The organism is Conyzicola nivalis (assembly GCF_040548875.1).
In the GTDB taxonomy this organism is placed as follows: domain Bacteria; phylum Actinomycetota; class Actinomycetes; order Actinomycetales; family Microbacteriaceae; genus Conyzicola; species Conyzicola nivalis_A.
This window is the reverse complement of record NZ_JBEPSJ010000004.1, coordinates 1-12766: the sequence shown is the minus strand read 5'-3', so window position 1 is coordinate 12766 and position 12766 is coordinate 1. Positions and strand designations below refer to the sequence as shown.

The following is a 12766-nucleotide window of genomic DNA, read 5'->3' as shown; positions in this document are numbered from 1 at the left end:
ATATGCCGGACACATCCCGAGACGCCATCGACATCAAGCCCCGCTCACGCACCGTCACCGACGGTATCGAGGCGACGACCTCGCGCGGCATGCTGCGCGCCGTGGGAATGGGCGACGCCGACTGGGAGAAGCCCCAGATCGGCATCGCGAGCTCGTGGAACGAGATCACGCCCTGCAACCTCTCGCTCGACCGCCTAGCGCAGGCCGCGAAAGAGGGTGTGCACGGGGGCGGCGGATACCCGCTGCAGTTCGGCACCATCAGCGTCTCCGACGGAATCTCCATGGGCCACGAGGGCATGCACTTCTCGCTCGTCTCCCGCGAGGTCGTCGCCGACTCCGTCGAGACCGTGATGATGGCCGAGCGCCTCGACGGCTCCGTGCTGCTCGCCGGCTGTGACAAGTCCATCCCCGGCATGCTCATGGCCGCCGCGCGCCTCGACCTCTCCAGCGTGTTCCTCTACGCCGGCTCGATCGCCCCCGGCTGGGTCAAGCTGACAGACGGCACCGAGAAGGACATCACCATCATCGACTCCTTCGAGGCGGTGGGCGGCGTCAAGGCCGGCACCATGAGCCTCGAAGACGCCCACCGCATCGAGTGCGCGTTCGCCCCCGGCGAGGGCGCCTGTGGCGGAATGTACACCGCCAACACCATGGCGTCGGTCGCCGAGGCCCTCGGGCTCAGCCTGCCGGGCTCCGCGAGCCCCGCCGCAGCCGACCGCCGCCGCGACTACTACGCGCACCGCTCCGGCGAGGCGGTCGTCAACCTGCTGCGACTCGGCATCACCGCCCGCGACATCCTCACCAAGGAGGCCTTCGAGAACGCGATCACCGTCGCGATGGCTCTCGGCGGCTCGACCAACGTCATCCTGCACCTGCTCGCCATCGCCTACGAGGCAGAGGTGGAGCTCACGCTCGACGACTTCAACCGCATCGGCGACAAGGTGCCCCACGTCGGCGACCTCAAGCCCTTCGGCAAGTACGTGATGAACGACGTCGACCGCAACGGCGGAGTGCCGGTGCTGATGAAGGCGCTGCTCGACGCGGGTCTCATGCACGGCGACGTGATGACGGTCACCGGCAAGACCCTCGCCGAGAACCTCGCCGAGCTGAACCCCGACCCGCTCGACGGCAAGGTGCTGCGCACCCTCGACAACCCGATCCACGCGACGGGTGGCCTCACGATCCTTCGCGGCTCGTTCGCCCCCGAGGGCGCCGTCGTCAAGACCGCCGGCTTCGACGCAGAGGTCTTCGAGGGTCCGGCCCGCGTGTTCGAGCGTGAGCGTGCCGCACTCGACGCGCTCACCGAGGGCAGCATCAAGAAGGGCGAGGTCGTGGTCATCCGCTACGAGGGCCCCAAGGGCGGACCCGGCATGCGCGAGATGCTGGCCATCACCGCCGCCATCAAGGGCGCAGGGCTCGGCAAAGATGTACTACTGTTGACGGACGGCAGATTCTCAGGCGGCACAACCGGACTGTGCATCGGCCACATAGCTCCCGAAGCAGTAGACGCAGGTCCTATTGCCTTCGTGCGCGATGGTGATCTTATACGGGTCGATATCGCAGCTCGCTCACTCGACCTACTTGTCGAACCGGCAGAGCTGGAAGCTCGCCGAAACGGCTGGGCTCCCCTTCCCCCGCGCTACACCCGAGGCGTACTCGCCAAGTACGCGAAGCTCGTGCACTCCGCCGCAGAAGGCGCAGTCACCGGCTAAATGCGCGGTATCACTCACCATTACTTCTAAGGAAACCCATGTCCACGGACTCACCAGCCGTGTCAACGGCCAGCCCCCGACCGCCGAAGAAGCCGCAGTCCACTGAGCCGGAGATCCTCACCGGCTCGGGCGCGGTGCTCCGCTCGCTCAAGAACCTGGGCATCACCGACGTGTTCGGACTGCCGGGCGGCGCGATCATCCCGTTCTACGACGAGCTGATGGCCGACACCGACATCCGCCACATCCTGGTGCGCCACGAGCAGGGCGCGGGCCACGCGGCAGAAGGCTACGCCGCGTCGTCCAACCGGGTCGGCGTCGCCATCGCGACCTCCGGCCCCGGCGCCACGAACCTCGTGACCGCGATCGCCGACGCGTACATGGACTCGGTGCCGCTGCTCGCGATCACCGGTCAGGTGTTCTCCACGCTGATGGGCACCGACGCCTTCCAGGAGGTCGACATCATCGGCATCACCATGCCGATCACCAAGCACTCCATCCTCGTGAAGGACCCGGCGGATGTGCCGGCGGCCATCGCCTCGGCGTACCACATCGCGACGACGGGCCGCCCCGGCCCGGTGCTCGTCGACATCACGAAGGACGCGCAGCAGAACTCGGCGCCGTTCGTCTGGCCGCCCAAGCTCGACCTGCCCGGCTACCGTCCCGTCACCAAGGCGCACGGCAAGCAGATCACCGCCGCCGCCGAGATGCTCGCGGCCGCCGCTCGCCCGGTGTTCTACGTCGGAGGCGGAGTCATCCGCTCCCAAGCCTCGGCCGAACTGCTGCAGCTCGCCGAGAAGACCGGTGTGCCCGTCGTCACCACGCTGATGGCCCGCGGCGCGTTCCCCGACTCGCACCCGCAGCACCTCGGCATGCCCGGCATGCACGGCACGGTGCCCGCGGTGCTCGGACTGCAGGAGAGCGACCTCATCATCGCCCTCGGCTCCCGCTTCGACGACCGGGTGACCGGTAAGACGAGCGAGTTCGCCCCCAACGCCAAGATCGTGCACGTCGACATCGACCCGGCCGAGATCGGCAAGATCCGCGCGGCCGACGTGCCGATCGTGGGCGACGCGAAGGAGGTCATTATCGACCTCATCGCCGCCTGGGCGACAGCCGTCGAGCAGACCACCCCCGACTACTCCGACTGGTGGACCCGCCTGAGCGGACTGCGCGAGCAGTTCCCCCTCGGCTACACCATGCCCGACGACGGGCTGCTGTCTCCGCAGCAGGTCATCGAGCGCATCGGCCAGATGACCGGGCCGGAGGGCATCTACGCCGCCGGCGTCGGCCAGCACCAGATGTGGGCCGCGCAGTTCATCAAGTACGAGCGCCCCAACTCGTGGCTCAACTCCGGCGGCGCAGGCACCATGGGCTACGGCGTCCCCGCAGCCATGGGCGCCAAGGTCGCCGAGCCCGACCGCGTGGTCTGGGCGATCGACGGCGACGGATGCTTCCAGATGACCAACCAGGAGCTCGCCACCTGCGTCATCAACAACATCCCGATCAAGGTCGCGATCATCAACAACTCCTCGCTGGGCATGGTGCGCCAGTGGCAGACGCTGTTCTACGACGGGCGCCACTCGTTCACCGATCTCAACACCGGACACGGCACCGCCATGGTGCCCGACTTCGTCAAGCTGGCCGACGCGTACGGCGCGCTCGGGATCCGGGTGACGAAGCAGGACGAGGTGGATGCCGCGATCCAGCTCGCACTCGACACCAACGACCGCCCCGTGGTCATCGACTTCATCGTGAGCCGCGACTCCATGGTGTGGCCGATGGTGCCGCAGGGCGTCGGAATGTCGCAGGTGCAGTACGCCCGCGACCACGCCCCCGAGTGGGAAGAGGAGTAGACCCCCATGAGCCACGTCCTTTCCCTCCTGGTCGAAGACAAACCCGGTCTGCTCACGCGGGTCGCCGGGCTCTTCGCCCGCCGCGGCTTCAACATCGAGAGCCTCGCCGTCGGCAAGAGCGAGATCCCCGGACTCTCGCGCATCACCGTCGTCGTCGACGTCGAGGAGCTTCCGCTCGAGCAGGTCACCAAGCAGCTGAACAAGCTCGTGAACGTGATCAAGATCGTCGAGCTCGACTCGTCGACGTCGGTCACCCGCGAGCACATGCTCATCAAGGTGCGCGTCGACAACACGACCCGTTCGCAGGTGCTCGAGGCGGTCTCGCTGTTCCGCGCCAGCATCGTCGACGTGGCCACAGACGCGCTCGTGGTCGAGGCCACGGGCGACAGCGGGAAGATCCAGGCGCTGCTGAGAATTCTCGAGCCCTACGGCATCAAGGAGATCGCCCAGAGCGGTCTTCTCGCCATCGGGCGCGGGAGCAAGAGCATCACCGAGCGCGTTTTCAAGAACTAGTAATTGCACGGATGAGCGGCACGGCGTGCCGCGGCAAGACTTAAGTACCACTGATGCATAAATCCATCGATGAAACAGAAAGATGAACAAAGTGACTGAGATCTTCTACGACAAAGACGCAGACCTCGCCCTGATCCAGGGCAAGAAGGTGGCCGTCATCGGCTACGGCTCGCAGGGCCACGCGCACGCCCAGAACCTCCGTGACTCCGGTGTCGAGGTCGTCGTCGGCCTCAAGGAGGGCTCGAAGTCGAAGGCCAAGGCCGAAGAAGCCGGCTTCACCGTTCTGACCGGCGCCGAGGCCGCGGCCTGGGCCGACGTCATCGTCATCCTCGCTCCCGACCAGAGCCAGCGTCACCTCTACGCCGACGACATCGCCGCAAACCTCACCGAGGGCAAGGCGCTCGTCTTCGGCCACGGCTTCAACATCCGCTACGGCTACATCACCGCCCCCGCCGGCGTCGACGTGCTCCTCGTCGCACCCAAGGGCCCGGGTCACACCGTGCGCCGCGAGTACGAGGCCGGCCGTGGCGTTCCCGTCATCGTCGCCGTCGAGCAGGACGCCACCGGCGCCGCCTGGGACCTCGCCTGGTCGTACTCGAAGGCCATCGGCGGCCTCCGCGCCGGCGGCATCAAGACCACGTTCACCGAAGAGACCGAGACCGACCTGTTCGGCGAGCAGGCAGTTCTCTGCGGCGGCGTCTCGCAGCTCGTCCAGTACGGCTTCGAGACCCTGACCGAGGCCGGCTACCAGCCGCAGATCGCGTACTTCGAGGTGCTGCACGAGCTCAAGCTCATCGTCGACCTCATGTGGGAGGGCGGCATCGCGAAGCAGCGTTGGAGCGTCTCCGACACCGCCGAGTACGGCGACTACGTCTCCGGCCCCCGCGTCATCACCCCCGAGGTCAAGGAGAACATGCAGGCCGTTCTCGCCGACATCCAGAGCGGCGCGTTCGCCGAGCGCTTCATCGCCGACCAGGACGCCGGAGCCCCCGAGTTCCTCGCCCTCCGCGAGAAGGGTGCAGCGCACCCCATCGAGGCCACCGGCAAGGAACTGCGCGCTCTCTTCGCGTGGAAGCAGCAGGACTCCGACTACACCGACGGCTCCGCCGCTCGCTAAGCTCGCGGCTCCGCCGCCGGTGCAGTCGGCAAGCCGACGCTGTGCTTGTCAGCGTCTGCGCTTCGCTCCGGCGCACCGACGGCTCCGCCGCTCGCTAAGCTCGCGGCTCGCCAGCCGAGCACGACCGACGCCCGCCCTTCCCGACCACGAGTCGGGGAGGGCGGGCGTTTTCGCGTGTCAGAGAGGCCCGCGCCCCCGTCGGCATGGGACGAGGCTGAAGCTCGACCGCTCGCCGGTGGCGATCAGACCAGACCGCTCTGGTAGGCGTGGATGACAGCGTGCACCCGGTCGCGCACGCCCAGCTTCGCCAGGACACGGCCCACGTAGGTCTTCACCGTCGACTCCGACAGAAACAGTTCCGCCGCGATCTCGGTATTGGAGAGTCCGCGGGCGATACCGAGCAGCACGTCGCGCTCGCGGTCGGTGAGCGACGCGTGGGCGTTCGAGTCTGCGTCAGTCGGGGCCATGGCGGAGCGGTGTATCTCGAGCAGCCGCCGGGTGATGCGCGGCGAGACGATGGCATCGCCGTCGGCCACGGTCCGCACCGCCTGCACGAGCTCCGCGGCTGGTGTGTCCTTGATCAGGAAGCCGCTCGCCCCCGCGTTGAGCCCGCCGAGCGCGTACTCGTCGAGGTCGAATGTGGTGAGGATGATGACCGAGCTCGCGGGATGGTCGCGCGCGATCACCCGTGTGGCCTCGATCCCGTCCATTCCGGGCATCCGCACGTCCATCAGGACGACGTCGGGCTTCAGTGCCCGCACTCGCTCGATCGCGCTCTCGCCGCTGGCCGCCTCGCCGACGACGCGCATGCCGTCGGCCTGGCCGAGCACCATCGACATGCCCATCCGCATGAGGGCCTGGTCGTCGACGAGGAGAATCGTGATGTCGCTCATGAACGGTCGTCCTCTGGTCGTGGGATGGTCATCCGGGTGCGCCAGCCCGAGCCTTCGAGCGGGCCGGCGTCGACTCGTCCTCCGTAGAGAGCGGCGCGCTCACGCAGTCCGAGCAGCCCGTGGCCGGTCCCGACCGTCGTCGTGGGCACGTCCGAGTTGCCGTCGTCCGTGACATCCACCTCGATCTCCTCGTCGTCGAAGCGCAGCGAGACGAGCACGTGCCGAGCGCCGACCGCGTACCGCAGCGCGTTGGTGAGCGACTCCTGCACGGCGCGATAGACGACCAGCTGCACGGCGGGGTCGGTGGGGCGGATGCCTCGTTCCCGCAGGGTGACCGGCATGCCCGTCGCGCGGTAGGTCTCGAGCAGGGGCTCGAGCTCGCCCAACGTGGGCTGCGGGGCCCGGCTGGCCTCCACACCGTCGTCGAGAACGCCGAGCAGCCGTCTCATGTCGGCGAGGCAGGCGCGACCCGTAGCCCCGATCTGACGTACGGCCTCACGAGACCGCTCCGGATCGGCATCGGCGACCGCGTCCGCTCCGTCGGAGAGCCGGACCATCACCGAGAGACCGTGGGCGACGACGTCGTGCATCTCGCGGGCGATTCGGTTGCGTTCGCCGATCACCGCGAGCTGTTCGCGTTGGGCCGACCGATCGACGACGGCGGCGACGTAACGAATCCTGCTGCCTCGGATGATGCCGAGGAGCAGCGCGATCGTGACGGTCGCCGTGACGGTCGCCGCCGTCAACGTCATCGCGATGTCGCTGTCGCGGGCAGAGGCGATCTCGGCCGCCACGACGACGGCGATAGAGATAGCGGCGACGGCGGCGGCCGAACGGGCAGAGCGGAAGACGGCGAGGGAGTAGACCGCGATTCCGAGGCATATCCACGTCGGGTACCGGTCCACGACCACCAGGGCGCACGTCGCGACCAGCACGACGCACAGCGTTGCGACGGGGCGGGAGCGGCGGAACGGCAGAGCAGCGCACGCGACGAAGGCGAAGATGAACAGTCGCACGTCGATCTGGTGGTACGGCGCCGTCTCTACAAGGTAGGCGATGACGAGGGCGGAGGCTGCCACGAGCGTGTCGGTCGTTCTCGGCGACCGCTCGAGAATTCCCGCCAGCCTGCCGGGACGCGGTAGTGGGGAGTCGGAGGAGAGCACCGGGCGCTGCCCTGTGCCTGACGCCCCGGCACGGTTCAGACGCTCCTCCGAGCGAAGAGCACCGAAGCGGCCGCGCCGGGGAGAACCAGCCAGGCGAGTGTGACCGCCAGGTTGCGCCCTAGGTCGGCGGCGGCGGCCGGGTTGTAGAGCGCCGAGGTTGTCATATCTGCAGCGTAGGACAGAAAGAAGTACTCGCCGGGCACATCCGCGATCATCGGTAGAGCCGGAGCCGCGAGGATCACGCCGAAGAGGATGGCGATCACGATGGTGATCGCCACTGCCGCGTTGCGCACAATCGTGGCGAGCATCAGAGCGAATACGGCGACGACGACGAGGTACAGGGAGTCTGCCAGCGCGGCCGTGACGATGACGGGGTCGGCGATCGAGGCTCCCCGGCCCACCGGATCGAGCAGCGGCATGGCTGCCGCGTACTGCACGAGCGACGACAGGAGCGAGAGCAGCGTCGTCACGACCGCGACGACGACCGCCTTCGCCGCGAGCACCGGCAGGCGACGGGGGACGCTGATGACCGTGGTCTGAATCGTGCCGCTGGAGAACTCGTGCGTGACCAGTATCACGGCCAACGCGGCGACGAACAGCTGCGTTCCGGTGCGGACTATCCAGAAGACCGAGAGCATCGTTTCGACACCGCTGACCGGATCGACTCCCGGCGCGGTGCTGTTCTGCGCCTCGGCCACCGCGACCAACCCCGCCGCGGCCAGCATGGCGACGGCGACGATCCAGATGGACCGCAGGGTGACCAGCTTGGTGAACTCGGAGGCGAGCACTCCGCCGAAGCGGATGCGGGTGTCGGTGGTGAAGGTCGCGGTGCTCATTGGGGGTCCTCGCTGGTCGTCGTTGTCTGTCGGAACTCCACGGAGCCATGGGTCAGTTCGAAGAACGCGTCTTCGAGCGAGACCTGCACGGTGGCGAGCTCGATGAGCAGGATGTTGTTGGTGCGGGCGGTCTCTGCGATGGTCTCTGCGGTCAGTCCGGTGATCTCGAGCGTGGAGGCGTCGAGTTGGAGCACCTCGGCGCCCGCGCGGCGTACCAGGTCTGCGAGCTCGACGGCCCTCGTGGTGCGTGCGCGAACGCGGCCGGCGCCGGAGACGACGTCGGCCATGCTCTCGTCTGCGAGGATGGCGCCGCGGCCGAGCACGATGACCCGGTCGGCGGTCAGCGCCATCTCCGCCATGAGATGGCTGGAGATCAGCACCGCGCGCCCCTCGGCAGCGAGAGATCTGGTGAGCGACCTGATCCAGCTGACGCCCTCGGGGTCGAGGCCGTTGACCGGCTCGTCGAAGATGAGCGCACGCGGGTCGCCGAGCAGGGCAACCGCGATACCCAGCCTCTGCCCCATTCCCAGCGAGAAAGTGCCTGCCCGCTTCTTCGCCACGCTTTCGAGGCCGGCGAGTCCGATCATCTCGTCGACGCGGCGGTTGGAGATGCCGTGCGTTCGGGCGATGATGCGCAGGTGGTCGCGGGCGCTGCGATTGGGGTGCGCCGCTCGCGCGTCGAGCAGCACACCCACCTCGCGAATCGGAGCCCGGTGCTCCGCGTAGCGTCTGCCGCCGATGAGCGCACGGCCGGAGTCGGGACGCTCGAGACCGAGCAGCATGCGCATGGTCGTGGTCTTGCCGGCCCCGTTCGGGCCCAGGAAGCCGGTGACGCTGCCCGGCTCTACCCGGAAGGTGACATCGTCGACCACGGTCTTGCCGCCGTACGACTTGGTGAGTTGCTCAACTTGGATCATGCCTTCGACATTAGAAAAGCCGATGGCGGCGGGGTATCGACCCGGGTACCCGTCGAGTGGTACCACGGTGCCGACGGGCCGTGTGCGTCAGGCGACCGGTATGGCTCTAGCTGACCCAGGAGACGAGCGAGGCGATGACTACGCCGATGATGCCCCACAGGACTACCGCGACGCTGATCGCGATCGCCCAGCCGCGAAAGCGGTGTGCGTTGCGCTCGCCGCGAGCGACACCGGACGGGAGAAACCAGATCCGTGCGTCCGCTGACCCGGATTCCTGCCCGACCGCTGTCGTCTCGTGCATTGTTCCCCCTGGAGCGTCAGGCACCCCCCGTGCCTGCTGCAACCGTAGGGCGCGGCGCTCCGCACGGGTATTCCCGTGAACTGGGGGTAGACGCTCGGTCACAGCGGGACCTTGATCATGCCGATTCCCCGCAGTTCGATGCGCAGGTCGCCCGGGGTGTGCACGAGCGTCATCATCACGTCGTCGCAGTGGCTGCATCGCACGACCAGGTCGGTTCCCGACTCGTAGACCATCGCGCGGGCGAGCACAGACTCGTCTCCGCATCCGACGCATCGACCTGTGGCCAGCGTCATGTCGACGCTGAACAGCTCGGACAGCGGACCGGCGAGCACGTTTCCGTCGACGTGGTTCACGCTACTTGCCTCCAAACCGCTCTGTCTTCACGGATGCCGCGGGGTGGCCGAGCTCGACGAGCAGGTCGGCCACGGTCTCGACGAACCCGGTCGGGCCGCAGACGAAGACCGCGGGGTTCTCGTTCGCCGGGATGGTGGACGAGGTGAGGATGTCGCGGCTCACGCGACCGGCGGGGGTCGCCCACCCGGCAGGGGTAGCGCGCGTGTAGACCCAGGTGATCTCGATCTCGCTGGACGCGAACGCCATCAGCTCGTCCTTGAAGAACACGTCTTCGGGTGTGCGCACCGAGTAGAGCAGCCGGAATCTCGCGGTGCTCCCGGACGCCGCATGAGCGCGCACCATCGCCATGAGCGGCACGATGCCGGAGCCGCCCCCGATGAGCTGCACCGGCTCGGTCAGCTCCGGACGCCACACGAACCAGCCGCCGAGGGGGCCGCGCAGTTCGATCTCGTCGCCCGGCTGCAGCTCGTCGACCAGGTACGGCGACACTTCTCCGTCGGGCAGGCGGTCGACGGCGAGCTCCACACGGTCGCCGGATGACGCGGACGCGATGGAGTACGAGCGCACGGCCTGATAGCCGTCGGGTGCGGTCAGGCGCAGGTCGAGGTGCTGGCCCGCGAGGTTGCCGCCCCATCCCGGAACGTCGATCATGATGCTGCGACCGGTCGGGGTCTCGGTGTGCACGGATGCCACGACGCCTACCTTCCACACGCTTGTCGGAGCGAGAGCGGTCACGAATACCGCTGTTCGAGCCAGGGGTCTCCGTAGATGTTGTAGCCGTTCTGCTCCCAGAAGCCGGGGTCGTCGCCCTTGTGCATCTGGATGCCGCGCACCCATTTCGCGCTCTTCCAGAAGTAGAGGTGCGGAATCAGCAGTCGGGCGGGGCCGCCGTGCTCGGGGTCGAGCGGTTGGCCGTCGAACTCGAACGCGATCCACGCCTTGCCTCCGAGGAGGTCGGCGAGGGGGACGTTGGTCGTGTAGCCGCCGTACGAGTGCGCCATGGTGTAGCCGTACTTGGTGTCGATGCCGGCGAACAGGGTGTCGAGCGACACTCCTCGCCACGAGGTGCCGAGCTTCGACCAGCGGGTGACGCAGTGGATGTCGGTGGCGACGTCTTCGACCGGGAGGGCCATCAGGTCGGCCCAGCTCCAGCGATGCACGGTGCCGTCTTCGGTGCTGATGGTGAATTCCCACTCGTCGGTGTCGATGCGCGGGGTGGGCCCGGCAGACAGAACGGGAAAGTCCTCGGTCAGGAACTGCCCGGGGGGAAGCTCGGGATTTTGTTCACGAGACCGCCCGGAGAAACCACGAGAGATGATGCCCATGTCACTACCCTTCGGTTAGAAACCCAGCCTAGCGATCACCCCGCCGAATCGCGTAGCTCCATGCCGTGACGGTGTTCGTGGCGGCGGTGTGTTGACCGCGCGGCTCACCTTCTCGCCGGTCACGAACTAGGGTTGCTACATGACACGCCTCGGACTCGGAATACCGATGATCCGGCGCGACCCGGCCCGGATGCCCTCGACCCACGGACGACCGGATGTCGCGGGGCTGGTCGACCAGTTCGGACGCGAGGCGCGCGACCTGCGCGTGTCCATCACGGAGAAGTGCTCGCTGCGCTGCACCTACTGCATGCCGGAGGCCGGGCTCCCCGCGATCGCACGCAACGACCTGCTCACCGCGGCCGAGATCGGCCGGCTCGTCGGAATCGCCGTGCGCGACCTCGGGGTGCGCGACATCCGTTTCACGGGCGGCGAACCGCTCATGCGAAACGACCTCGAGGAGATCATCCGGCTCAGTTCATCCGTCGCCCAGGGCGCCTCGATCTCGATGACGACCAACGGCATCGGTCTCGACAAGCGAGTCGACGCGCTCGTCGCCGCCGGACTCACCCGGGTGAACATCTCGCTCGACACCGTCGACCGCGATCACTTCGCGCGGCTCACCCGGCGCGACCGGCTGCCCGCCGTCTTCGCCGGCATCGCCGGGGCGCAGGCCGCCGGTCTCACACCGCTCAAGATCAACGCCGTGCTGATGCGTGACACGCTGAATGGCGCCATCGACCTGCTCGAATGGTCGATCGCCCACGGCGTGCGGCTGCGCTTCATCGAGCAGATGCCCCTCGACGCCGACGAGGCATGGGCGCGCGACAACATGATCGACGCCGCCGAGCTGCTCGACGTGCTCGGCGAGCGGTTCACTCTCACCCAGCCGCATCGCGAAGACCCTTCGGCGCCCGCCGAGGAGTGGATCGTCGACGGCGGTCCCGCCACAGTCGGCATCATCGCCTCGGTCACGCGTTCTTTCTGCTCTGCCTGCGACCGCACCCGGCTCACCGCCGAGGGGACCGTGCGCTCGTGCCTCTTCGGAGACGACGAGACCGACCTGCGCGGACTCATGCGCGACGGCGCGAGCGACGAGCTCATCGCCGACTGGTGGCGTGCGGCCATGTGGGGCAAGCAGGCCGGTCACGGCATGGAGCGCGCCGACTTCGTGCGCCCCGTCCGCAGTATGGGAGCGATCGGTGGCTGACGTTTCCGGGTACGCCTCACCGACCGCGGTTGCCGGCGCTGATGCGGGGGCCGGCGCTGATGTGGGGGCCGGCGCTGATGCGGGCGCCGAGGCAGGCGCAGTCGTCGTCGGGGCGAGCGTGACGGTGCGCTACTTCGCGGCGGCGGCGGATGCCGCTGGCCGGCTCGAAGAGACTCTTCCGGCCCTGGCGACGGTGGGTGCGCTGCGCGCCGAGCTCGTCGCGAAGTACGGCGACCCGATGGCACGCGTTCTCGCCTCCGGTTCGTTCCTCGTCGACGGCGTCGTGAGTCGTGACGATTCCCGCACGCTCGGCCTGCGAGTCGACGTGCTACCTCCCTTCGCCGGCGGCTGACCGGTCAGCACGGCGGAACGACGCGGTTGCGACGTCGGGCAGAGCGGCGCTGCGGGTTGGACCGGTGCAGGTCAGAACGGCATCACGTCTCCGGGATTGTCGGGGGTGTTCCAGCTGTCGTCGGTGGCGGTCTCGGGTTTCTCGGTGTCGGGTTTCTGGTCGGCGAGTGCTTCGACGAAGGCGGGTGAGAGTCGGCGGTGTGGTGCGACTTTTCTGATCCGGC

14 protein-coding genes are annotated in these 12766 nt (G+C 68.0%); 6 read left to right on the top strand and 8 right to left on the bottom strand.

The genetic code is table 11. The features are described from left to right. Window positions 1–2: 2 nt before the first annotated feature. The 4 genes from ilvD to ilvC all read left to right on the top strand — a co-directional run bounded on the left by ilvD (window position 3) and on the right by ilvC (window position 5195). On the top strand, window positions 3–1712 hold the full coding sequence (gene ilvD / locus ABIE21_RS14555) for a dihydroxy-acid dehydratase (protein ID WP_354025569.1): 1710 nt from the start codon (window positions 3–5) through the stop codon (window positions 1710–1712). A 38-nt stretch (window positions 1713–1750) separates the two neighbouring features. After that, a complete protein-coding gene (locus tag ABIE21_RS14550; protein WP_354025568.1) occupies window positions 1751–3565 on the top strand; it encodes an acetolactate synthase large subunit in 1815 nt (604 codons plus the stop codon). Between the two features lie 6 nt (window positions 3566–3571). Beyond that, the gene (ilvN, locus tag ABIE21_RS14545) at window positions 3572–4078 is read left to right on the top strand and encodes an acetolactate synthase small subunit (protein WP_354025567.1); all 507 of its coding nucleotides are present in this window, start codon (window positions 3572–3574) and stop codon (window positions 4076–4078) included. 91 nt (window positions 4079–4169) lie between these two features. After that, a complete protein-coding gene (gene ilvC / locus ABIE21_RS14540) occupies window positions 4170–5195 on the top strand; it encodes a ketol-acid reductoisomerase (protein WP_354025566.1) in 1026 nt (341 codons plus the stop codon). A gap of 242 nt (window positions 5196–5437) precedes the next feature. On the opposite strand, the gene ABIE21_RS14535 is transcribed toward ilvC, so the two are convergent. The 8 genes from ABIE21_RS14535 to ABIE21_RS14500 form a co-directional block, all read right to left on the bottom strand. Next, complete coding sequence (locus ABIE21_RS14535; RefSeq protein WP_354025565.1) at window positions 5438–6088, bottom strand: response regulator transcription factor; 651 nt, start codon at window positions 6086–6088, stop codon at window positions 5438–5440. Further along, window positions 6085–7251, bottom strand: coding sequence for a sensor histidine kinase (locus tag ABIE21_RS14530; protein WP_436232350.1), 1167 nt, complete (start codon window positions 7249–7251; stop codon window positions 6085–6087). The genes ABIE21_RS14535 and ABIE21_RS14530 overlap by 4 nt, the downstream gene beginning before the upstream one ends. A gap of 35 nt (window positions 7252–7286) precedes the next feature. Continuing rightward, window positions 7287–8087, bottom strand: a complete 801-nt coding sequence (locus ABIE21_RS14525; protein ID WP_354025563.1) for an ABC transporter permease — start codon at window positions 8085–8087, stop codon at window positions 7287–7289. Beyond that, complete coding sequence (locus ABIE21_RS14520) at window positions 8084–9004, bottom strand: ABC transporter ATP-binding protein (protein WP_354025562.1); 921 nt, start codon at window positions 9002–9004, stop codon at window positions 8084–8086. Before ABIE21_RS14520 ends, ABIE21_RS14525 begins: the two co-directional genes overlap by 4 nt. Window positions 9005–9110: 106 nt before the next feature. Continuing rightward, window positions 9111–9305, bottom strand: coding sequence for a hypothetical protein (locus ABIE21_RS14515; RefSeq protein ID WP_354025561.1), 195 nt, complete (start codon window positions 9303–9305; stop codon window positions 9111–9113). A 98-nt stretch (window positions 9306–9403) separates the two neighbouring features. After that, a complete protein-coding gene (locus ABIE21_RS14510) occupies window positions 9404–9658 on the bottom strand; it encodes a DUF6510 family protein (RefSeq protein WP_354025560.1) in 255 nt (84 codons plus the stop codon). A gap of 1 nt (window position 9659) precedes the next feature. Beyond that, the gene (locus ABIE21_RS14505) at window positions 9660–10394 is read right to left on the bottom strand and encodes a ferredoxin reductase (protein ID WP_354025559.1); all 735 of its coding nucleotides are present in this window, start codon (window positions 10392–10394) and stop codon (window positions 9660–9662) included. Next, the gene (locus ABIE21_RS14500; RefSeq protein ID WP_354025558.1) at window positions 10391–10984 is read right to left on the bottom strand and encodes a sulfite oxidase-like oxidoreductase; all 594 of its coding nucleotides are present in this window, start codon (window positions 10982–10984) and stop codon (window positions 10391–10393) included. The genes ABIE21_RS14505 and ABIE21_RS14500 overlap by 4 nt, the downstream gene beginning before the upstream one ends. A 139-nt stretch (window positions 10985–11123) precedes the next feature. Here ABIE21_RS14500 and moaA point away from each other — a divergent pair, with 139 nt between their 5' ends. Together moaA and ABIE21_RS14490 are read left to right on the top strand one after the other, a co-directional pair. Next, window positions 11124–12191, top strand: a complete 1068-nt coding sequence (gene moaA, locus ABIE21_RS14495) for a GTP 3',8-cyclase MoaA (RefSeq protein WP_354025557.1) — start codon at window positions 11124–11126, stop codon at window positions 12189–12191. After that, window positions 12184–12543: a MoaD/ThiS family protein gene (locus ABIE21_RS14490; RefSeq protein ID WP_354025556.1), complete on the top strand. Its 360-nt coding sequence runs from the start codon at window positions 12184–12186 to the stop codon at window positions 12541–12543. Before moaA ends, ABIE21_RS14490 begins: the two co-directional genes overlap by 8 nt. The last annotated feature ends 223 nt before the right edge of the window (window positions 12544–12766 follow it).